The 21,899-nt window shown below is 65.4% G+C and carries 19 protein-coding genes; 11 read left to right on the top strand and 8 right to left on the bottom strand.

Going from position 1 to position 21,899, the window contains the following annotated elements:
* Nucleotides 1-3 precede the first annotated feature (3 nt).
* A complete protein-coding gene (locus tag ACVIW0_RS26720) occupies nucleotides 4-327 on the bottom strand; it encodes a hypothetical protein (protein WP_461355070.1) in 324 nt (107 codons plus the stop codon).
* Between the two features lie 131 nt (nucleotides 328-458).
* Between ACVIW0_RS26720 and ACVIW0_RS26715 the strand changes: the two genes are divergently transcribed.
* From ACVIW0_RS26715 to ACVIW0_RS26680, 8 genes are all read left to right on the top strand, one after another.
* Nucleotides 459-1,553, top strand: a complete 1,095-nt coding sequence (locus ACVIW0_RS26715) for an ABC transporter substrate-binding protein (protein ID WP_461355069.1) — start codon at nucleotides 459-461, stop codon at nucleotides 1,551-1,553.
* Nucleotides 1,531-2,547, top strand: coding sequence for an ABC transporter permease (locus tag ACVIW0_RS26710; RefSeq protein ID WP_461355068.1), 1,017 nt, complete (start codon nucleotides 1,531-1,533; stop codon nucleotides 2,545-2,547). The genes ACVIW0_RS26715 and ACVIW0_RS26710 overlap by 23 nt, the downstream gene beginning before the upstream one ends.
* Nucleotides 2,541-3,338, top strand: coding sequence for an ABC transporter ATP-binding protein (locus tag ACVIW0_RS26705; RefSeq protein WP_461355067.1), 798 nt, complete (start codon nucleotides 2,541-2,543; stop codon nucleotides 3,336-3,338). The genes ACVIW0_RS26710 and ACVIW0_RS26705 overlap by 7 nt, the downstream gene beginning before the upstream one ends.
* Complete coding sequence (locus tag ACVIW0_RS26700) at nucleotides 3,332-4,504, top strand: acyl-CoA dehydrogenase family protein (protein ID WP_461355066.1); 1,173 nt, start codon at nucleotides 3,332-3,334, stop codon at nucleotides 4,502-4,504. The genes ACVIW0_RS26705 and ACVIW0_RS26700 overlap by 7 nt, the downstream gene beginning before the upstream one ends.
* Nucleotides 4,505-4,635: 131 nt before the next feature.
* On the top strand, nucleotides 4,636-5,730 hold the full coding sequence (locus ACVIW0_RS26695; RefSeq protein WP_461355065.1) for an LLM class flavin-dependent oxidoreductase: 1,095 nt from the start codon (nucleotides 4,636-4,638) through the stop codon (nucleotides 5,728-5,730).
* Nucleotides 5,727-6,668, top strand: a complete 942-nt coding sequence (locus ACVIW0_RS26690) for an ABC transporter substrate-binding protein (RefSeq protein ID WP_461355064.1) — start codon at nucleotides 5,727-5,729, stop codon at nucleotides 6,666-6,668. Before ACVIW0_RS26695 ends, ACVIW0_RS26690 begins: the two co-directional genes overlap by 4 nt.
* Nucleotides 6,669-7,070: 402 nt before the next feature.
* The gene (locus ACVIW0_RS26685) at nucleotides 7,071-7,916 is read left to right on the top strand and encodes a CmcJ/NvfI family oxidoreductase (RefSeq protein ID WP_461355063.1); all 846 of its coding nucleotides are present in this window, start codon (nucleotides 7,071-7,073) and stop codon (nucleotides 7,914-7,916) included.
* A 251-nt stretch (nucleotides 7,917-8,167) separates the two neighbouring features.
* The gene (locus ACVIW0_RS26680; protein WP_461357429.1) at nucleotides 8,168-9,403 is read left to right on the top strand and encodes an MFS transporter; all 1,236 of its coding nucleotides are present in this window, start codon (nucleotides 8,168-8,170) and stop codon (nucleotides 9,401-9,403) included.
* Between the two features lie 13 nt (nucleotides 9,404-9,416).
* Here ACVIW0_RS26680 and ACVIW0_RS26675 read toward each other — a convergent pair whose 3' ends face one another.
* From ACVIW0_RS26675 to ACVIW0_RS26660, 4 genes are read right to left on the bottom strand one after another with little or no spacing between them, the layout of a single operon-like run.
* The gene (locus ACVIW0_RS26675) at nucleotides 9,417-10,181 is read right to left on the bottom strand and encodes an anti-sigma factor family protein (RefSeq protein ID WP_461355062.1); all 765 of its coding nucleotides are present in this window, start codon (nucleotides 10,179-10,181) and stop codon (nucleotides 9,417-9,419) included.
* Nucleotides 10,178-10,708, bottom strand: coding sequence for an RNA polymerase sigma factor (locus ACVIW0_RS26670; protein WP_461355061.1), 531 nt, complete (start codon nucleotides 10,706-10,708; stop codon nucleotides 10,178-10,180). The genes ACVIW0_RS26675 and ACVIW0_RS26670 overlap by 4 nt, the downstream gene beginning before the upstream one ends.
* Complete coding sequence (locus ACVIW0_RS26665) at nucleotides 10,705-12,165, bottom strand: YncE family protein (RefSeq protein WP_461355060.1); 1,461 nt, start codon at nucleotides 12,163-12,165, stop codon at nucleotides 10,705-10,707. The genes ACVIW0_RS26670 and ACVIW0_RS26665 overlap by 4 nt, the downstream gene beginning before the upstream one ends.
* Nucleotides 12,162-12,659, bottom strand: coding sequence for a DUF305 domain-containing protein (locus ACVIW0_RS26660; RefSeq protein ID WP_461355059.1), 498 nt, complete (start codon nucleotides 12,657-12,659; stop codon nucleotides 12,162-12,164). Before ACVIW0_RS26660 ends, ACVIW0_RS26665 begins: the two co-directional genes overlap by 4 nt.
* 236 nt (nucleotides 12,660-12,895) lie before the next feature.
* On the opposite strand from ACVIW0_RS26660, the gene ACVIW0_RS26655 reads away from it, so the two are divergent.
* From ACVIW0_RS26655 to ACVIW0_RS26645, 3 genes are all read left to right on the top strand, one after another.
* Nucleotides 12,896-14,548 carry a hydantoinase B/oxoprolinase family protein gene (locus tag ACVIW0_RS26655; RefSeq protein WP_461355058.1) on the top strand — a complete coding sequence of 551 codons (1,653 nt, stop codon included), beginning with the start codon at nucleotides 12,896-12,898 and terminating at the stop codon, nucleotides 14,546-14,548.
* A gap of 7 nt (nucleotides 14,549-14,555) precedes the next feature.
* Complete coding sequence (locus ACVIW0_RS26650; RefSeq protein ID WP_461357428.1) at nucleotides 14,556-16,595, top strand: hydantoinase/oxoprolinase family protein; 2,040 nt, start codon at nucleotides 14,556-14,558, stop codon at nucleotides 16,593-16,595.
* Nucleotides 16,596-16,782: 187 nt separating this feature from the next.
* The gene (locus tag ACVIW0_RS26645) at nucleotides 16,783-18,015 is read left to right on the top strand and encodes an ABC transporter substrate-binding protein (protein WP_461355057.1); all 1,233 of its coding nucleotides are present in this window, start codon (nucleotides 16,783-16,785) and stop codon (nucleotides 18,013-18,015) included.
* A 137-nt stretch (nucleotides 18,016-18,152) separates the two neighbouring features.
* Here the strand turns inward: ACVIW0_RS26645 and ACVIW0_RS26640 are convergent, their stop codons facing one another.
* The 3 genes from ACVIW0_RS26640 to ACVIW0_RS26630 all read right to left on the bottom strand — a co-directional run bounded on the left by ACVIW0_RS26640 (nucleotide 18,153) and on the right by ACVIW0_RS26630 (nucleotide 21,842).
* Complete coding sequence (locus ACVIW0_RS26640) at nucleotides 18,153-18,989, bottom strand: IS5 family transposase (RefSeq protein ID WP_461350771.1); 837 nt, start codon at nucleotides 18,987-18,989, stop codon at nucleotides 18,153-18,155.
* A gap of 128 nt (nucleotides 18,990-19,117) precedes the next feature.
* Nucleotides 19,118-20,332: a mandelate racemase/muconate lactonizing enzyme family protein gene (locus ACVIW0_RS26635; RefSeq protein ID WP_461355056.1), complete on the bottom strand. Its 1,215-nt coding sequence runs from the start codon at nucleotides 20,330-20,332 to the stop codon at nucleotides 19,118-19,120.
* A 253-nt stretch (nucleotides 20,333-20,585) separates the two neighbouring features.
* The gene (locus ACVIW0_RS26630; RefSeq protein ID WP_461355055.1) at nucleotides 20,586-21,842 is read right to left on the bottom strand and encodes an amidohydrolase family protein; all 1,257 of its coding nucleotides are present in this window, start codon (nucleotides 21,840-21,842) and stop codon (nucleotides 20,586-20,588) included.
* Nucleotides 21,843-21,899 lie beyond the last annotated feature (57 nt).

Genomic DNA, 21,899 nt, shown 5'->3' with positions numbered 1-21,899 from the left:
GATTCATTCGCTGCGCGGCGGAAAGCGCGGCAGCGTTCCATCGAGTCTATGAGCAAGCCGTTCGCCGTCAACGAAACGGAAATCTGTATTCGCCGGCTGTACGGCAAGGATGATTTCGTCGCGCGTGCCGAATGGAGAAGACATCGTGCCTGGGACCGCAAGTCGCTCAAATTCGATGAAGTTGCGGCAACGGCGTTGCACTCCTCGGTGCAACGAAAGCGAAAATCCTTTCATCGTCGTGCGGTGCGATCGTGGAGAGTTCGACTGCGGCGCCCGTGACATTCGAAATTCCATTTCATTGACGGTGAACTTGTCGCGCCGCATCATTTAAGCGTTGCTTTGAGTGCAATAGCGCCGGAGAAATCGGCCTTTTTCTGAACCATGAGCTTCGACGACGGGGTGCGCTGGCGGAGACGTCTGCGCGCGGGGCGGAGCCTTGCCGAAATGCAGGAGTGAACATGTCTGTCGATAACAAGAAGACGGTGATGGACCGCCGCACATTGCTGCGTGCGGGCGCCGCCGCGGCCTTTGCCGCGCCGATCGGAGCCTATAGCGCGCAGGCTTTCGCGCCGCGGGCGATCACGCCGGCGATCGACTTCTCCGAATTCCCGATCTGCAAGGCCGCATCCGATGCGCCGCCGCTGACGGGGGCGCCGCGCAAGCTGAAACTGTCCTGGAATGCCGGCGCGGTCTGCCTCGCGCCGCTGCCGGTCGCGATCGACCACGGCTTCTTCCAGAAGCAGAACCTCGACGTCGAGCTCGTCAACTATTCCGGCTCGACCGACCAGCTGCTGGAGGCGATCGCCACCGGCAAGAGCGATGCCGGGCTCGGCATGGCGCTGCGCTGGCTGAAGCCCTTGGAGCAGGGCTTTGACGTCAAGATCGCCGCCGGCACCCATGGCGGCTGCATGCGGGTGCTGACCCGCACCAGTTCCGGCGTCGACAAGCTCGCCGACCTCAAGGGCAAGATCGTCGCGGTCGGCGATCTCGCCGGTCCCGACAAGAACTTCTTCTCGATCCAGCTCTCCAAGCTTGGCATCGACCCGGTCAAGGATGTCGACTGGCGCGCCTATCCCGGAAGTCTGCTCAACGTCGCGGTCGAGAAGGGTGAGGTGCAGGCCTTCCTGTCGTCGGACCCGCTGGCCTATCTCTGGCTGAAGGATGCGCAGTACAAGGAGGTCGCCTCCAACCTCGACGGCGAATACCGCGACAAGAGCTGCTGCATCGTCGGCCTGCGCGGCAGTCTGGTCCGCGAAGAACCGCATGTCGCGCGCGCCATCACGCAGGCGCTGCTCGATGCCGCGATGTTCACCTCGCAGAATCCGGACAAGGCGGCGAAATCGTTCCAGCCTTACGCGCCGAAGGCGGCGAGCCTCGCCGATCTCGAGGCGATGGCGCGCTACCACACCCATCACCATCATCCGACCGGCGAGGTGCTCAAGCGCGAGCTCAAGGGCTACGCCGACGACCTGAAATCGGTGCAGGTGTTCAAGCAGAGCACCGACACGGCCAAATTCGCGGAGCGGATCTATGTCGACGTATTCAGTGTCTGACACGACGACTGCTGCGGCGCCGCGCGCCACGGTCACGTTCTCGCATCTCTCCGGCAGCTACGGCGTCGGGCTCGCGGCGAGCCTCGCCTGGCTCGCGTTCGGCCTCTCGAGCCTGTATTGGCCCGATGTCGGCGATTGGTCGCGTACGGAATCGCTCGGCATCGGCGCGATCGTGATCGCGGCCTTCATCCTGTTCGGCACATTCAGCGCGGATTACCTCGGCAGCGCCGGGCAGGCGTTGCGCAAGCGCGCGCCCTGGCTGGTGGCGTTCGGTGCGTTTGTGACGCTGTGGGAGGTTGCCACCGCGAAGTTCGCCTGGCTGCCGCTGCCGTTCTTCCCGCCACCGCAGGCGATCCTCGAGGTCTACACCGACGACCTGCCGAAGCTGCTCGACAGCGTGTTCGCCTCGATCAAGCTGCAGATCGGCGGCTACGTCATCGGCGCGACGGTGGGCTTCGTCACCGGCGTCTCGATCGGCTGGTCGCAGAAGATCGGCTATTGGGTGCACCCGGTGCTGCGCTTCATCGGCCCGCTGCCGGCCACCGCCTGGCTGCCGATCGCCTTCTTCACCTTCCCGTCGAGCTGGAGCGCCTCGACCTTCCTGATCGCGCTCGCCACCGGATTCCCGGTGACGGTCTTGACTTGGTCCGGCGTGGCGAGCGTCAGCAGCGCCTATTACGACGTCGCGCGCACGCTTGGCGCCAAGCCGTCGTTCCTTGTGCTCAAGGTCGCGATCCCCGCGGCGCTGCCGCACGTGTTCGTCGGCCTGTTCATGGGGCTCGGTTCGTCCTTTGCCGTGCTCGTCGTCGCCGAGATGATCGGCGTCAAGGCAGGCCTCGGCTGGTACCTGCAATGGGCGCAGGGCTGGGCCGCCTATGCCAACATGTATGCGGCGCTGATCGTGATGTCGCTGCTGTGCTCCGGCGCGATCACGCTCTTGTTCCGCACCCGCGATCGCCTCCTGGTCTGGCAGAAGGGTGTCGTCAAATGGTAGTGCAGTCCGCCGCCGAGGCGATCACCTATCCCGCCGTCGGCGCCGAGCTCGACATCGAGGGCGTCAGCCACGCCTTCGACATTGACGGTGCGATCTTGCCCGTGCTCGACAATGTCAACCTTTCGATCGCGCCGGGCGAGTTCGTCGCGCTGCTCGGCCCGTCGGGCTGCGGCAAGTCGACCCTGCTGCGGCTGGTTGCCGGGCTGGAGAAGCCGCGCGCCGGCTCACTGCGCGAGGATGACGTCCGCATCGCCGGCCCGCATCCGTCACGCGTCGTCGTGTTCCAGGATCCGACACTGTTTCCCTGGCGCACGGTGTGGGACAATGTCGCCCTCGGGCTGGAAGCGCAGGGCATCCTGAAAACGCAGCGGCATCGCGTCGATGCCGTGATCGAGCTGGTCGGGCTGTCCTCGTTCCGCAACGCCTATCCGCACCAGCTCTCCGGCGGCATGGCGCAGCGCGTGGCGCTGGCGCGCGCGCTGGTCAACGATCCGAAAATCCTGGTGCTCGACGAGCCGCTCGGCAAGCTCGACTCGCTGACGCGGATCGCGATGCAGTCCGAGCTGGTGGCGCTATGGCAGCGCAAGGGTTTTACCACGCTGCTCGTCACCCATGATGTCGAGGAGGCGCTGGTGCTCGCCAATCGCGTCATCGTGCTGTCCGACCGGCCGGCGCGGATCAAGGCGGATATCGCGGTACAGCGGCCATACCCGCGCCATCGCGGCGATCCCTATCTCTCCGAGCTGCGCAAGCAGATCCTCGGCCTGCTCGGACTGGAGGCGACATGGTGACGTCTACGGCAAGGGAGCTGCCGCCGGCGAATGCGCCGGAGCCCGTCGCGCGCGCATTGCGGCTCGCCGAGGTGTTTGCGGCGCGCGCTCCCGCGCATGATCGCGACGCCAGCTTTCCCTTCGAGAATTTCGCCGATCTGTCGCGCGAAGGCCTGCTCGCGCTCACCGTGCCGGCAGCGCTCGGCGGCGGCGGGGCGGGCGCCCGCGACGCCACGCGCGTGCTCGGCATCATCGGCAAGGCCGATCCGTCGACCGCGCTGGTGCTGTCGATGCATTACATCCAGCACCTGGTGATGGCGCGCAGCACGCGCTGGCCGGGGCGCCTCGCACGCAAGCTCGCAAAGGAAACGGTCGAAGGCGTCGCGCTGATCAACGCGTTGCGCGTCGAGCCCGAGCTCGGCTCGCCGGCGCGCGGCGGGCTGCCGGCCACCACGGCACGCCGCACCGAGACCGGCTGGCGGCTGACCGGACGCAAGATCTATTCGACCGGCGCGCCGATCCTGAAGTGGTATTCGGTCTGGGCGAAGACCGACGAGCCGGAAACCCGTGTCGGATTGTTTCTGGTTCCGGCCGGCCTGCCGGGAACGCGGATCGAGGAGACCTGGGATCATCTCGGCCTGCGCGCCAGCGGCAGCCATACTGTGGTGTTCGATGACGTGGTGTTCCCGCTGGACTACGAGATCGACGTCCGCAGGCCCGACGACTGGAAGGTTCCTGACGTCACCCAGGCGACCGTGCATGCGATCTTCGTGGCCGCGATCTATGACGGCATCGCTCGCGCGGCCCGCGACTGGCTGGTCAAATTCCTGAAGGAGCGGGTGCCCGCCAATCTCGGTGCGCCGCTCGCGACATTGCCGCGGATGCAGGAGGTCGTCGGCGGGATCGAGGCGCGGCTCGCGGTCAATGCCCGCCTGATCGACAGCTTCGCCGCCGACTTCGATAACGGCTTTCCGCTGTCCGCGATCGAGTCTAACATCGTCAAGCTGACGGTGACCAACAACGCTGCAGCAGCGGTGGAGGATGCCTTGTCGCTGACCAGCAATCACGGCCTGTCGCGAACCAATCCGCTGGAGCGGCATTACCGTGACGTATTGTGCGGCCGGGTCCATACCCCGCAAGACGATGCCACCCGTGTCTCCGCCGGACGCTTCGCGCTGGGCGTCTGAAAAACAATGGAGCGTTTTCAAGCGAAGTGGATACCGGTTCGCGTGAAGAAAACGCGTCAAAATAAGAATCTAGAGCCTCGTTCCGATTCTATCGGAACGGGGTTCTAGCCAACAACAACGGAGTTCCCGTCATGCCGGTCGAGTTCATCGGCTTCATCACCAACAACAATGCCTCCGAGACCATCGTCCGGTCGGGCCCCGTGCTCGATCCGCCCTATATCGAGACCGTCGCCAAGGCGCATGAGCTGGCCGGTTTCGACCGCGCCCTGCTCGCGTTCCACTCGACCACGCCGGATGCATTGCAGGTCGCGCAGCATGTCCTCACCATCACGAAGTCGCTGAAGGTGATGATCGCGCAGCGCCCGGGCTTCACAGCGCCGACGCTGCTGGCGCGCCAGCTCGCGACGCTGGATCAGTTCTACGGCGGCCGCGTCTCGCTGCACGTCATCACCGGCGGCAACGCCATCGAGCTGCGCCAGGATGGCAACACGCTCGACGACAAGGACGAGCGCTACGCCCGCACCAGCGAATTCCTCGACGTGGTGCGGCTGGAATGGACCAGCGAGAAGCCGTTCAACTACAGCGGCAAGTATTACAACGTCGAGAACGGCTTCTCGCAGGTGAAGCCGTTGCAGAAGGGCGGCATCTACACCTTCGTCGGCGGCGGCTCGGATGCCGCGGTCGAGGTCGCCGGCAAACATGCCGATACGTTCGCGCTGTGGGGTGAGTCCTACGCGCAGGTGCGCGACGTCACTGCACGGGTGCGCGCCGCTGCCGCAAAACACGGCCGGCCGACGCCGCGCTTCAGCCTGTCGATACGGCCGATCCTCGCCGACACCGAGGAGAAGGCGTGGGCGAAGGCGGAGCATATCCTCGAGCGCGCCACCGCGTTGCAGGATCAGACCGGTTATCGCCGGCCCAATCACGCGACTGCCGGCGCCAAGCGGCTGCTGGCGCTTGCCGATCAGGGCGCCCGGATCGACAAGCGGCTGTGGACCGAAATCGCAAAGCTCACCGGCGCCAACAGCAACACCACGGCCTTGGTCGGCACGCCCGAGCAGGTCGCCGAGGTGTTCGCTGACTACTACGATCTTGGAGTCAGCCACTTCCTGATCCGCGGATTTGACCCGCTGGTCGATGCGATCGATTATGGCCGCGCGCTGATCCCGCTGACCCGCAAGCTGATCGAAGCGCGCGACCAGCAGCGCGGGATCGCGGCCGAATGATCCGTCTCATTGTCGCGGCGGCGCTTGCGCTCGCCGGCATCGACGGGGCCTTTGCGCAAACCACGCTGCGCGTCGGCGACCAGAAGGGCAATTCGCAGGCCGTGATGGAAGCGGCCGGCGTGCTCAAGGACGTCCCCTACAAGATCGAGTGGAAGGAGTTCGCCGCGGCGGCGCCGCTCCTGGAAGCCTTGGGTGCGGGCGCGATCGACACGGGCCTGGTCGGCGATGCGCCATTCACCTTTGCGGCCGCCGCGAATATTCCGGTCAAGGCGATCGCGGCGGTGCGGCAGTCCCGCGACGGGCTCGCGGTGCTGGTCCCGGAAAATTCGGCGATCAAGACCTTCGACGATCTGCGCGGCAAGAAGATCGCAACCGGCCGCGGCTCGATCGGCCATCAGCTGATTCTGGCCGCGCTGGAATCGAAGGGCTGGCAGGCGAGCGACGTGCAGATCGTGTTCCTGGCGCCGTCGGACGCCAAGGTCGCCTACTCGCAAGGCTCGGTCGACGCCTGGTCGACTTGGGAGCCTTATGTGAGCCAGGAAGAGGTGCTGTTCAAGTCGCGCCGCGTCATCACGGCCGACGGCATTACGCCTGGCCTCGGCTTCCAGGTCGCAACCCCGGATGCGATCAAGGCCAAGCGCGCCGAGCTCGAGGATTTCGTGCGCCGGCTCGCCGCCGCGCGCGCCTGGTCGCAGCACAATGTCGAGGGCTACGCTGCGACCTGGGGCAGGCTGATGAACATCCCGCCCGCAGTGGCGGTGAACTGGCTGACGCGGGCCAAGATCCGCATCGCGCAGATCGATGACGGCGTGGTCGCCGACGAGCAGAAGACCATCGACCTCTACGACCGCTGGGGCCTGATCCGCCAGAAGATCAACGCCGCGGAGATCGTCGACCGGTCGTTTGGTGCCGCCGTGGAGAAGGGCGCGGGGCTGTAAGCGGATGCGCGACCTCTTGAGCTTGCGCCGCAGATCTTGAGAGAGCACGTCGTGTGGCACCCCTCTCCCTAACCCTCCCCCGCAAGGGGGGAGGGAACCCATTCGTCCGTGCCTCCCTGACTCGTGCAACGAGTCAGAATGCGGTTGTGACGCGAAGTGAGGTGAGCACGCTCGTTAGGCTCCCTCCCCCCTTGCGGGGGAGGGTGGGGAGAGGGGTAAGCCGCAGCGGGATTGTTCGAATGACCGCGAAATAACCATCCACGTCGCGACGACGCCGCCGGAAGGAATTTCCCCAATCCGCGTCCGCGAAAACCGCAACGTTGCTATTTTCGTTGCGCCCTTGCCGCGCTCTCCGGCGCCGCCAAGATCAAACAGACGAACAATCGAGTCCGGGAGATCACCATGGGCCTTCAAGAAACTCGCATCGAGTCGCTGCCGTTTGTGACCGCTGAACTGAATTACCTCGCGCCGACGCCGGGCAAGCCCCGGACCTACGCTTTCGATCCGCCGCCCGGCGAACCCAAATCCACCGCGCTGCCCGAACCCCACAATGTGCCGATCTTCGACGGACGCCTGATCGCAGACAGCTTCTCGCTCGACCGCGAGGGCTTTGCGCTGGTCAAGCATCCGACCAGCGTCAAGGACTATTATGACGACAACGAGGTCCGCAACGTCTACTACCCCGCGGCCGAGGCCTTCCTGAAGGCGACGTTGAAGGCGGACCGTGTCTTCATCTTCGATCACACCGTGCGCAAGCGCGTCGAGGGCGCGGCCGATATTCGCGGCGGCGGACCGCGCCAGCCGGCGACCCGGGTCCATGTCGACCAGACCGCGGTCTCCGGCCGCAACCGCGTGTTCGAGCATCTGCCCGACGAGGCCGAGCAGCTCGTCAAGGGCCGGGTCCAGGTGATCAATCTGTGGCGCCCGATCCGCGGTCCGCTGCGCGATTCACCGCTGGCGATGGCTGACGGTACCACGGTGGCTCCGGAGGATCTGATCGCTTCCGACCTGATCTACCCGAACCGCAGCGGCGAGACCTATTCGGTGAAGTACAATCCGAACCACCGCTGGTTCTACATTCCCGAGATGACGCCGGACGAGGCGATCCTGTTGAAATGCTACGACTCGGCGACTGACGGCCGCACGCGGTTCGGACCGCATACGGCGTTCGTCGATCCGACCACGCCGGCCGATGCCGCGCCGCGCGAGAGCATCGAGCTCAGGACGCTGGTGTTCCATAAGCAGTGAAGAACGTCACTCCCTCTCCCGCTTGCGGGGGAGGGTTGGGGTGGGGGCTCTTTCCGCGAGTCGTATCGCGGAGAGAGCCCCCACCCGGATCGCATCTTCGATGCGATCCGACCTCCCCCGCAAGCGGGAGAGGTAAAGTGAGCCCGCGGAGAAGGTGAACCAAATCCGCTCTGCCTCTAAAGTTGGCACCCCCATCCAATAATGTTACGCCCTCCCAAAAGCGCTCAGGGAAGAGGCGATTCGTGGACGGGGTGGTAACCAAGGAAGAGGCGGGGATCGGGCTCCGCGCCCTGGTTCTGGCATTGTTGGCATTGGCCTCGGGCCATATGCTGTCGACGCTGCTGCGGACGATTCCTGCGATCAGCCTCGATCTGATGGCGCGGGATTTCGGCATCTCGCCGCAGGCGCTGGCGAGCCTGACCTCGATCTATCATTTCTCCTTTGCCGCCTCGCAAATCCCGGTCGGCGCCGCGATGGACCGCTTTGGCGTGCGGCCGGTGTCGCTGAGCCTGCTCGCCGGTACCGTGGTCGGAACGCTGGTCTCGGCGATTGCCTCCGGGCCTGCGAGCTTCGCGCTCGGGCAATTGATGCTCGGCGTCGCCACCTCGGGCATGCTGATGTGCCCGATGACGCTGGCCGCCAAGCAGATGTCGGCGGCGAAGTTCGGCCTGTGGTCGGGGCTGATCCTCTCGATCGGCAATATCGGCATGCTGCTGTCGGCAAGTCCGCTGGCGTTCGTGGTCGATCAGTTCGGCTGGCGGGCCGGCTTCTGGGTCGCGGTCGGCTTCGGCATTGTGGTGCTGATCGCGGTGTTCGCGCTGGTGCCGCGGCAGCCCGCCGCGCATGCGGATGATTCATCGCCGCTGCGGCAAATGGCCGAGGTGCTGCGGCTCGGCCTGTCGCGCGCCCTGCGCGGGCTGATCGCGCTGTCGCTGGTGTCGCTCGGCGCGTCGCTGGTCTTGCGCGGACTATGGGGCGGGCCGTGGCTGATGGATGTCAAGGGGCTCAGCCGGATCGAGGCCGGCAATATGCTCGGCCTGTTCACACTGGCGATGATCATAGGCCCGGCCTGCATCGGCGCGTTCGATCGCAAGTTCGGCCACCGCCGCACCATGGTGGCGGCGACGCACGCGATCGCCGCGCTGCTGCTGGTGCTGATGGCGGCCGGCGCGCCGCATTTCCCGGTCTCTGATCTGTTCGGCGTGGCGATGATGCCGTCGCAATACGACCTGGTGCTGCTGATCCTGATCGGGCTTGTCACATCGGCGCAGCCGCTGATCTACGGCATGACGCGGCAACTGGTCGATGCCCAGAATACCGGCAAGGCGCTGTCGTCGGTCAACCTCGCGTTCTTCCTCGGCGCCGCGCTGCTGCAATCGAGCACCGCCGGCGTCGCCGCGCTGTTCGGGCTGCCGGCGGTGCTGCTGTTCATCGCCTTCGCGCTGGTGATCGGGACCGTGCTGTTTTGGGCCTACACCAAAGCTTAGCGACCGGCTCCGATCAGATTGCCTGCGCCTGCTTGCGGATTTCGTTGGCAAGCGGTTTCAGCTGGTCGGCCGCGCCTCGTCCCACCACACTATAGCCCGTGCCCCCGTCGGCCCATGAGAATCCCGCGACGTCGCCGCCCGTGTGCGCGGCCATCGGCGCGTTCTGATCCGATGTCATCGGACGGCTCAGGACCACAAGCCGCTCGCCGTGATCGTCGTCATACATGAACATCGCCGCCGGCCCGTGCGCAGTGGGCACCACGCGTCCGCCCATCAGGCGATACCCCGACTTCGTGAGATCGGGAAGTTTGACCGGCTGTTGCAACCTGTTCGAAACCCATTGCACCAGTTCGGCGCTGTCGCGCAATTCGACCGGCCGGGTCCGATCGGAGGCATACACGTGATAGGAATCGCTTGCCTCCTGGGCGAGCGCGGCAAGGCCGCCCGTCGGCGCCTCCGTCGCGCCGCGGATCGCCCAACCGCCGACACCGCCGATTGCGAGCATCAGCATCGCCGCGATCGCCCAGCGGAAGGAGGCGGGACGGCGGCGCTTGCTCTCGATGATCCTCGACAGATTGAGCTGCGGCGGCAGCGGCTCCTCCGCGATCGGTGCGAGCGCTGCACGCAGCATGCTGCGCTGGTCGGAAAAGGACGCGACACGCCGGGCTTCATCCGGATGGCCTTCCAGATAGGCGGCGACCTCGGCCTGACGCTCCGGCTCGAGCGCATGGTCGACATAAGCGTGCAGATCGTCCTCCGAGATCGGGCGATTGCTCATGGCTTGCTCCGTAACTGCACGACATTCCTCTGCTGATTATCCGCTGGCCGTTCGAGTTCCTGCTGCAATCTCTCACGTGCCCGCGAGAGGCGCGACATCACGGTGCCGATCGGGATGTTGAGCACCTTGGCGGCCTCCGCATAGCTCAGGTCTTCGACGGCGATGAGTAGCAGCACGGCGCGCTGCTCGTCGGGAAGCTTCGCGAGCTTCCCGAGCACGTCCTGATAGATCAGTTTCTGTTCCTGCACCGCATCTTGTCCGATCTCGTGCTCGCCCGCCTCGTCGATGGCAACGTGTTGGAAGCGTGCGGCAGCACTGCGGAACTGGTTGATGGCGAGATTATGCAGGATGGCAAACAGCCACGACTTCGGGCTGCCGGTGTCGCGCCGCTGCGCCCAATGACTGACGGCGCGCTCTAGGCAGTCCTGCACCAAATCGTCGGCGGCCGCGCGGTTGCGGACCAGCGTGCGCGCGTAGCGGCGCAGCGCTGGAATCACCGGTTCAATCTGGTGCAGCATATCGCTCATGGCTCTTGCACCTGGATCACGGCTCCGAGCTTCGCCGGCTCGCCTGACGCGATGACGAGATAGCGCCGTTCGGCCTTGGCCGCGCTCTGCACAATCTGCCGGATCGGTCCGGTGGCGTTGACGATCGCCGAGCCCGCGGGATTGGTCATGAAGGCGGCGAGCGGCTGCACTGATCCCGTCCCGTCGGCATGTTCGGCCAATGCTAGCACGTAGTGCTGCTTGGGTTCGAGCCCGGTGACCGATGCCTGCACCACCTGGATCAGGCCCTGATCGAACAGCGAGACGCTGGTCGGCGGCTTGTCTCCCTTCGCGTGCTTCTTCGGCGCCAGCGTGAGGTGGACGGTCTGACCGGCGAGGCCGAGCTCTTGCAGGTTCTGGCGATCATCGGGATTCGGTGCAGCGTTCGGCACATATGCTATGGCCTGCGGCGCCTGGCCGATCGGGATATTGGCGATCACCTTGTTGGTTGCGGTGTCGATCGCGGCCAGCGCGTCGGCATTCTCAAGGCCGACATAGACCCGCGTGCCGTCGCCGGACGGCCAGATGCCATGCGGGAGGTTACCCACCGGAATGGTCGCGACCTCTGAGAAGTCGTCGGTACGGAACACCTTGATCTCGTTGGTGCCACCGATGGTGACGTAAGCGAAGGTCCCCTTGGCGGTCTTCGCGAAATTGACGTGGTTGGTGATCGGGCCGGTGTCGATGGTCTTGATCGGATTGAACGGCGGCTTGGCGTTGAACACCTGCGTCTTGCCGGTATCCTTCAGCGTGAACCAGACCTGCTCGCCATCGGGCGTGGCTGCGATGTTCGGGCAGAACGGGCTTTCCTGCTTGACCTTCGCGACGATCTGATGATCGGCCACCGAGACAACTTCGGTTTCCGGATTGAACGACGAGCAGATGTAACCGTATTTGCCGTCGGGCGAAAAGATCTGCATGCCCGGTCCCGCCGGCACCTCGATCCGCATCGTTTCCTTGAAGCTCGAGGCGTCGATCACCGAGATGTAATTCTCCCCGCGCACGGTGACCCAGACCTCCTTGCCATCAGGCGTGAAGAACGCCTCGTGCGGCGACCGTCCGACATAGGTGATGTGCTTGACCGCATTCGTTGCGGTGTCGATGAAGGTCACCGAGTTCGACCCGATCGAGACGATGGCGAGCGTATGATGGTCGGGCGAAAAGCCCATGCCGTGGACCAGCACCTGGCCCTTGTACAGCGGGCTGAAATTGCCCGGCTGCGGATCGCCGAGCCGGATCACGCCGAGCAGCTTGTTGTCGACCGGGTCGGTGACCGACACCGTGTTGGAGAATTGCTCCGCGGCGTAGACGCGGTCGTGATGGCTGATCGGAATGTCGGGCACGGACGCGGCGCCGGGCGCCTGTCCGGCGAAGGCGGACGTCGACAGCACGATCATGCTGCCGGCTAGCAGGCCCTTCATCAATGGGCTCGTCATCATTTGGTCTCCTGCTTCATCATGTCGTGGTGCATGTTCATGTCACCGTGGCTGCCTGCCGACGGGCCGGGTTTCGCGCTGGGTTGGGTCGGGGCGGGCGTCGTGTCCGTGACCTGTTCGCCGAGCGCGAGCTTCATGGCGTCGATCTCCTGGCGCTGTTCGACGATGATCTCCTGCGCGATGCGGCGCAGGCGCTCGTTCTTTCCGTACCGGAGTTCGATCACGGCCATGTCGATCGCCCCTTGGTGGTGCGGCGTCATCATCGCGACGAAATCGCGATCGATGTCGCCGCTCGGCCGGGCGGCCATGTCATTCATCATCTTGGTCATCGCCGCATCGTTTTCGGCGAGGAAGGCGCTCTCCTCGGCCGACTGCGCCGTCGGCGCCGGTTGGTGCGCCTCTTGCGCGAGCGCTACTGGGGAGAGAGCGACGGCAAACAGCACACGTGCGCCGAGCAGCGCGGCGCCGATGCCGGGTCTGAAGAATCGCAGGATCATCACGTTCACCCCTGAAAGTTGACTGGCACGGGTGGGACGCGGGGCGGCAAATTCTATTCCGTCGGAGGGTGCGAAGATTCGTGCCGATCACGAATTACTGAACCGTGGAATAAGTTCCGCGGCCCCCGCGCCGCGGTTTGCGATCTGGAAGCGTCTGGTTATAAGAGGGAATTCCGGTTTCGCTTGACCGGTGTCTCGATCCTCCCTGCGCCGTCCGGGCGCCAATAAGGGCCAAGATGTCCGCCAAGATCGATCCGATCACCCGCTCCGTCGTCCAGCACCGCCTGTCGTCGATCGTGAAGGAGATGGGCGAAGCCATGCTTCGCACCTCCTATTCGCAGATCCTCAATTCCAGCCGCGATTTCTCGCTGGCGATCTGCGACACCGGCGGGCGGCTGATCGCGCAGGCCGATCACATCCCCGTGCATGTCGGCGCGCTGCCGTGGGCGACGCTGGCGGTCGAGGAGCGCTTCAAGGACGTCGCGCCCGGCGACGTCATCCTGCTCAACGATCCCTATCAGGGCGGCAGCCATCTGCCTGATCTCACCGCCTTCGTGCCGGTGTTCGACGGCGGAAAAAGGCTGCTCTGGACTATCGTGCGCGCGCATCAGAGCGACATCGGCGGCGCCACCCATGGCGCCTATAATCCCGGCGCCACCGAGATCTACCAGGAAGGCATCCGCATTCCGCCGATCAAGCTCTACGAGGCCGGCAGGCCGCGCGAGGATCTGCTTGATCTGCTGGCGCTGAACATCCGCAACCCCCGTGAATTCCGCGGCGACCTCGCCGCGATGCTGGGCGCCGCGCATCTCGGCGAACGCCGGGTCGCTAAGCTGTTCAGCGAGTTCGGCGCCGAGACCGTCGAAGCCGCGATCGAGGCGATCCTTGACGCCACCGAGCAGCAGACCCGCGCCGTGGTGTCGTCCTGGAAGGACGGCGTGTTCTACGGCGAGGCGCTGCTCGACGATGACGGCCACGGCCGCAGCGACATCAAGATCGCGGCCAAGGTGACCAAAAAGGGCAGCGACATCGAGGTCGATCTCACCGGCTCCGATCCGCAATCGACCAGCTTTGTGAATTCCTCGCATGCCAACATGCAGGCCGCGGTCGCGATGGCCTTTGCCTATCTGATCGATGCCGACATCCCGAAGAACACCGGCGCGCTGCGGCCGCTGAAAGTGGTGGCGAAGCAGGGCACCATCGTGTGGGCCGATCCTGGTCGTCCCGTGACCTTGTGCACCAGCCATCCCTCCAACGAGATCGTCGAAGCCATCATCAAGGCGATGTCGGCGTCCTGTCCGGACCGCGTGATGGGCGGCTGGGGCCGCCGCTTCCGCATCGCGATCCAGGGCGAGGATCCGCGCAACGGACGCAACTTCATCTGGCACATGTTCCAGGCGCGGCCTGGCGGCGGCGCATCGCCCGGCGGCGACGGCTATTCCTCGATCGGCGAATGGCACTCGGTCGGCGGACTCAAATTCGGCAGCATCGAGGTTGCCGAGGTGCGCTTTCCCCTGCATTTCCGCCAGCACGAATTCCGGCCGGATTCCGGCGGCGACGGCCAGCATCGCGGCGGCCTCGGCGTCGCGCTCGACATGGTGCTGGAGACGCAAAAGCCGGCCAAGGGCAACACCGCCGGCGACGGCGCGCGCCACGGCCCCTGCGGCATGCTCGGCGGCAAGGACGGCGAGCCGCATCACTATCGCCTGCTGTCGGAAGGCCGCGCGCCGCGCGTGTTGAAGACCAAGGAGGTCGGCATCGAGCTGCGCCCCGGCGACTGCCTCGAGATCCGCTCCTCCGGCGGCGGCGGCTGGGGTCCGCCCGAGCAGCGCTCGGCCGAGGCGCGGGCGCGCGATGCAGCCCAAGGCCTGGTTTCGAAGGCGGTGTAGGCAAGTGATGTACACGATTGGGGTTGACGTCGGCGGCACCTACACCGACCTGGTTGCAACGGATCAAACCGGACGCACGGTTTTTGCGAAATCACCGTCCACGCCGGCCGATCAGTCGATCGGCGTCATGACGGGACTGGAAGAGCTGGCGCGTCGTCTCGGCGTCACGCGCGCGGCGATGCTGGCTGCGACCGACCGCCTGGTGCATGGCACGACGGTTGCGACCAATGCGCTCTTGGAACGCAAGGGCGCCAAAGTCGCGCTGCTGACCACCGAGGGCCATCGCGACGTCGTCGAGATGCGCGAGGGGTTGAAGCCGGATCGCTACGATCTGCGCACGCCGCCGCCCGAGCCGCTGGTGCCGCGCGAACGCCGCTTCGGCGTGCGCGAGCGGCTGAAGGCCGACGGCAGCGCGGCGATCGTACTGAATGCCGCAGCACTCGGCGATGTCATCGCCGAGGTGAAACGATCGAGCGCGAATTCGGTCGCGGTCTGCTTCCTGCACGCCTATCTCAACCCGGCGCATGAGCTTGCCGCGGTCGAACGCTTGGCCAAGGAGCTGCCCGATGTCAGCGTGTCGCGCTCCAGCGACGTGCTGCCGCAGATCAAGGAATATGAGCGCGTCTCGACCACGATCGTGAACGCCTATGTCGAGCCGACGGTGCGGCGCTATCTCTCCAATCTGGAGCGCAGCCTGCATGAGGCCGGATTCAAGGGTTCGCTGTTCGTGGTGCTGTCGCATGGCGGCATGGCGCCGGTGGAGGAAGCCTCGCGGCTTGCCGCAGGCACCGTGCTGTCGGGCCCGGCGGGCGGCATCTCCGGCAGCCGCCGCTGCGCCGAGATGCTCGGGATTCCCGATCTGGTGCCGTTCGACATGGGCGGCACCTCGACCGATATTTCCTTGATCGCAGACGGCCAGGCCTCGCTGTCGGCCGACGGCATGCTCGCCGGTCAGCGCATTGCGCTGCGCAGCCTCGACATCGCCAGCATCGCCGCCGGCGGCGGCTCGATTGCGAGCGTCGACGGCAGCCGCACCTTGCGGGTGGGGCCGGAAAGCGCCGGCTCGGTACCGGGCCCCGCCTGCTACGGCAATGGCGGCCTGGCTGCCACCGTCACCGATGCCAATGTCGTGCTCGGCTATCTCGATGCCGCGGCCTTCATGGGCGGCGCCCGGCCGCTCGATCGCGCGGCATCGGAAGCAGCCGTCGATCGGATCGCCGCGGCGCTCGGGCTGTCGCGGATCGAGGCGGCCGCCGGCATCTACAAGATGATCAATCTGAAGATGGCCGACGGCATCCGCCTGATGACCTTGCGCCGCGGCGTCGATCCCAGAAGATTCGCGCTGCTCAGCTTCGGCGGTGCCGCCGGCATGCACGCCGCTGAAGTGGCGCGCGAGCTCGAGATCAAGCGCATCATCGTGCCGACGGTGGCCTCGGTGCTGTCGGCCTGGGGCATGCTGACCAGCGATCTGCGCTACGAGGTCAGCCGCACCCATTACGGTACCGGCCGGATTTCCGCAGACGAGGTCCGCACCTTGTTCGCCGCCCTGGAGCAGCAGGCAGCCGGCCGGCTGCGCGACTGGTTCAAGGGCGATATCGCGATCGAGCGCTCGGCCGAGATGCGCTACGGCGAGCAGGTGTTCGAGATCGACGTACCGCTTGGCGATCTCGATCTCGGCGCCGCCGATCTCGTCGCGCAGATCGAGGAGCGCTTCCATCGCCGCCACGAAGAGCTCTACACCTATGCCTCGCGCGGCCAGGAAGTGGTGTTCGTCAACGCCCGCGTCGCCGCGGTCGGCAAGGTCGCGACCGGCAGCCGTGATGCAGGAAAGGCAAGTTCGGCCGCGCCGTGCGCGCCGCGCGGCAAGCGGCAAGCCTGGCTCGGTGCCTGGCGCGAGGTGCCGGTCTATGCGCTCGACGATCTCGAGCCGGGGCAATCTCTGGCCGGTCCCGCGATCATCGAGGCCGAAACCACCACGGTCCTGATCGACGGCGGCGATCGCGTCACGGTCAATCCATTGGGCTGGCTCGACATAACATTGCGCTGAAACTGCTAAACCATCACCGTCATCCCCGCGCAAAGGCAAAGCCCTTGCGCGGGGATGACGGATCGATATGGGATTGTTGCCCTGCGACGGCCGTTCCGCCATCAACATTTCATTTTTCCGGCCTTGGCTGGGGCGATAAGCTCCGCGGGAGGGAGCGCCGGCTTGTGCCGGCGTTGTGGCGATGTTGATGCAAACAAAACAACAAACTGCGATTTCCATATCCCTCGTCCTCGCAGCGGTGCTGGCGGTGACGCCGTTGCGCGCACAGCAGGCGCCGCCGGCGGCCGGCGGCGAGATCCGCGTCGGCAATGTGATGCCCTACACCGGGCCGCTCGCGGCGTTCGCGACCATCGGGAGGGCGGAGGCGGCCTATTTCGACATGGTCAACGAGCATGGCGGCATCAACGGCCGCAAAGTCAAGTTCGTCTCCGTCGATGACAGCTCCAATCCGAGGACCGCGATGGAGCAGACCCGCGATCTCGTCGAGAAGCAAGACGTGCTCTTGATGTTCGGCTCGTTCGGCACGCCGAGCAACCTCGCGGTGCGAAAGTATCTCAACGAGCGGAAGATCCCGCAGCTGTTCGTCGCCTCCGGCGACGAGGAGTGGGCACATCCGAAAAGCTTCCCCTGGACCATGGGCTGGCAGCCGACCTTCCGCGCCGAGGGACAGATCTACGCCAACTACATCCAGGCCGCCTATCCCTCGCGCAAGATTGCGGTGCTCTGGCAGAACGACCAGTTCGGCCGGGATCTGTTTCGGGGATTGCAGGAAGGGCTCGGCGACACCGCAGGGATGATCGTCGCCGACCTCGCGTTCGATGCATCGGAGACTGCGATCCAGAACCAGATCGGAATCCTGAAGAACTCCGGCGCCGACATCCTGGTGTTCGACGGCGCGCCGGCGATCGCGGCGCGTGCGATCCGCGTCGCCGCCGAGCTCGATTGGCATCCGGTGTTCATCCTCGACAATGCGTCGGCCTCGATCGCCAGCGCATTGCGCCCGGCGGGCCTGCAGAATTCGCTCGGCGTGATCTCGACCTCGTTCCTGAAGGACGCCGGCGATGCCGCCTGGAAGAACGATCCGCAGATCAAGGCGTGGGACGCCTTCATGGACAAGTACTATCCCGACGGCGACAAGGACGATATCTACGCCGTGTTCGGCTATGCCGCCGCCGACACGCTGATGCAGGTGCTGCGCCAGTGCGGCGACGACCTGTCGCGCGACAACATCATGCGCCAGGCCGCCTCGCTGAAGAACTACCAGAGCCCGATCGCGCTGCCGGGGATCGTGATCAACACCGGTCCGAAGGATTTCCGTCCGATCAAGCAGATGCGCCTGGTGCAGTTCGACGGCAACGCCTGGCAGCCGATCGGCGACGTGATCGAGAGCGCATTCACGCCGGCGCACGAGGATGATTGAGGCACGGCGGCCACTCCATCACCGTCACCCTGAGGAGCGCGCCCTTGCGCGCGTCTCGAGGGTCGACGGCCCGACTGTGGCCGTGCATCCTTCGAGACGCCGCGCGTTGCGCGGCTCCTCAGAGTCTGACTCATAAATCACCCAACCTTAGCTGCAGCCGCGATTCTGCGGGTCAGGAGCCTGATGTGTGCAATCAGCAGCCAGGCAGCTTCGGTTGCCACCGTCGCCTCGAAGTCCTTGGCGAGACGGCGGCATCTGCCGAACCAAGCGAATGTGCGTTCAACCACCCACCGCCTCGGCAGAAGCTGGAAGCCTTTGACGCCGTGAGGCCGCTCGACGATCTCGATAGTCCATGGACCGCAGTCTGAGAGCGCGTCGAGGAGTTGATTTCCGCGGTAGATCCGGTCGGCAAAGACGTGGCGCAGCCGGGGGAAGTTCATCCGCACGTTCTTCAGCAGCGGTACGGCGCCATGGCAGTCCTGAACGTTGGCCGGATGAACATGAACCCCAAGGAGGAGGCCATTGGTATCCGTCACGATATGCCGCTTGCGGCCGTAGATGCGCTTGCCTGCATCGTAGCCGCGCGGTCCGCCAGCTTGCGTGGTTGGCGCACTTTGACTGTCGATCACGGCTGCCGTCGGCTTCGGTGTCCGTCCAAGCTTTTTTCGCGCCCGTCGGACAAGCACGCTGACAATCCTCTGCCACCGGCCTGTATCCCGCCATCTATAAAAATAGCCCTGCACCGTCGAATAGGGCGGGAACTCCTGCGGCAACGCCCGCCACTGGCAGCCGGTCGAAACGATATAGAGGATCGCTTCGATCACACGACGCAGCTCCGTCTTACGCGGCCGGCCGCGCCGGTTCGCTCGCGGCAACAGGCGTCTGATCACCGCCCACTCCGCATCGGTCATATCGCTTGCATAACGCAGATCGTCCCGCCGATATTGCTCCCGAGTGATCTTGGTCCAGGGCATCGTGCTCTCCCTCGAATCTTTGCAAATCCGATGGAATCACACCCACTGAGATCACTCACCCATTTTTCAGTCAGGCTCTCAGGATGACGGGTTAGGCGGTGCCGCCGATCGGTTCCGCAAGTACAGACCTACTTCTTCAGCCCGTAATTCAACAGCCCGCCCTTGTTCTTCGGCGGATGCGCGCGCAGGCCTTCCTCGTTGGGTTCGGTGCCCCAGCCCGGACGGTCCGGGATCACGAGATGACCGTCGACGAACTCGGGCACATGGGTGAACAGCTCATGGTCCCAGGCCAGCCGATCGATGTCGGTCTCCATGATGCGCAAGTTTGGCACTGCCGCGCAGAAATGCGCGTTCATCATGGTGCAGAGGTGGCCGTAGAAATTATGCGGCGCGACGTTGACCTCGAAATGCTCGGCGGCCGCGGCGATCTTCATCGACTGCCAGACCCCGTTCCACGGCGTGTCGATGATCGCGACATCCATCGCCTGCTCGGTAAAATAGGGCAGGAATTCGCGCAGGCCCAAAAGCGTCTCGCAGGACGAGATCGGATGCGGGCTCTGGCGGCGGATATAGCCGAGCGCCTGCGGGTTGAAGGTGTCGATCTCGACCCAGAACATGTCCATCTTCTCGATGGCGCGCAGGATCTTCAGATAGCCTTCGGTCTTGGCGTTGAAGTTGAGGTCGAGCAGCAGGTCGACGTCCGGCCCCGCGCCGTCGCGGATCGCCTCCAGATGCATGCAGAGATTGCGCAGCACAGTGCGGTCGACATTGATCTCGGGCGCAAACGGCGCGCCGAAGCCGGGGCGCCAGCCCACAGGCTTGCCGTCGGTATAGACGAAGATGTTGGTCTTCATCGCCGAGAATTTCTTCTCGCGCACCTCGGCACCTATCGCCTTGACGCCGTCGAGATCGATGATGGCCGGCTTGTACCAGTCGGGATGATTGATGCGCCAGGTCGCGCAATGCGACCAGTAGACCCGGACGCGGTCGCGGATCTTGCCGCCGAGCAGATCGTAGCAGGGCACGCCGAGCGCCTTGGCCTTGACGTCGAGCAGCGCGTTCTCGATCGCCCCTAACGCCAGCGCCACCACGCCGCCGGCGGCGGGGCGCGTCGCGGCGAACAGCTCGACATAGATCCGCTCGTGCTCGAACGCGTTCTTGCCGACCACGCGCGCCGACAGGCGCTCGATCGCCGCCGTCACCCCGGGCGCGCCGAAGCCCTCGTCATATTCGCTCCAGCCGGTCAGCCCGTCCGCGGTCGTCACCTTGACGAAATGATAATTCCGCCAGCCGGCATCGCAGGCGAGCGTTTCGACGCTTTTGATGGTGGTTGATTTGCTCATGGTTCCGCCCGGCTTTTGTTGGTGTTGAGGCGAATACCAACAACGGATCGGGAGGGGCGTCAATTCGCGCCACGGCAAGGCGACAATGCGCGCAGGTTGGTGCTGCAATGTGTGGTCGTTGTTGATGGCTCGCTTGCTGTCCCGTCACCCTGAGGAGGCCGCGCAGCGGCCGTCTCGAAGGGTCGACGGCCCGGCCTTCGCCGCACGGATAGCGCGGGGCCGTGCATCCTTCGAGACGCCGCTTCGCGGCTCCTCAGGATGACGGGGAAGGAGCAGTCGGCCGGAACAGCGTCGGCCGCTGACGCTCGAACGTCTTGCGGCCGCGCTTAAAACCCAGCAGCACGTCGGGCAGTTCGGCGATCGCATTGGTACCGCTGTCGGTGTCGAGCACGACGATGTCGGCGGGGTTGCCGACCGCGATGCCGTAGTCTTTCAGGTTCATCAGCCGCGCCGGCAGCGCGGTGACGAGATCGAGGCAGGCATCGAACTCGCCGATCCCGGCATGCGCCGTATTGGCGTAGAGATTGGCCATCCGCAGCAGCGAGGCATCGCCGAACGGGGTGAAGGGATTTTGTACATTGTTGGTCGCGACCGAACACAGCACGCCACTGGCGACCAGCCGGTGCGCGATCGTCAGGCCGCGCGGCGCGTTGTGGGTGGCGTCGCGGCCCATTAGGTAGAGGTCGGTCGCGGGCAGCACGGTGACCGCGACGCCGGCCGCGACAAGGCGCGCGCTCGCTGCCTTCAGCCGCTCGGGCGGCAGCGCGGACAGCTTGGTCGCGTGTCCGATCGCGACACGGCCGTGATAGTTGCGCCGCTCGGTCTGCCGGCAGACCTCCTCCATGTGCCACCAGGACGGATCGAGGTCGAAATCGAGATGCAGATCGACATCGATGTCGAACGCTTGCGCGAGATCGAAGATGCGCGCGATCTGCGCGTTCGGATCGCTGTCGACATAGGGGCAGCCGCCGATCGCCCCGGCGCCATCATTGAGTGCGGCGACCAGCAGCTCGTCGGCGCCGGGATCGTTGGTCAGACCTTCCTGCGGGAAGACACACAGCGACAGGTCCAGCGCCCAGGCATAGTCGCGCTTCAGCGCCTTCACGGCCTCGAAGCCACGCAGCCCGATCCGCGGGTCGATCTCGACATGGGTGCGCATCCGCGTGGTGCCCGCCGTGATCGCGCGCTCGATCACTTTGGCGCCACGGGCATAGACGTCCTCGACCGTAAAGTCGCGCTTCATCGCCGCCACCGCGCGGATCGCCTCGGCGACGCTGCTGTGGTCATGGCCGCAGCGGCCGAGCAGGCAGGCCTTGTCGAGATGAATATGGCTGTCGACGAAACCGGGCAGCGCCAGCCGGCCGGCGAGGTCGACCTCGACGGCCTCGCAGGCGAGCTGCGGCGCGATCGCGGCGATCCGGCCGTCGGCGACGCCGATATCGACCGGGCCGGCGGAGCTGCGCGTCACGGCATTGCGGAAGATCAGGTCGAAGGCAGGTTTCGCGATCATCAGGCAGGAAACATCGGGTTGGTTTCAGCCTAGCGGAAGGGCAGGGAGCCGGCAGCA

The organism is Bradyrhizobium sp. USDA 4454, from assembly GCF_054822705.1.
This window is presented reverse-complemented; position numbering and strand designations above follow the sequence as displayed.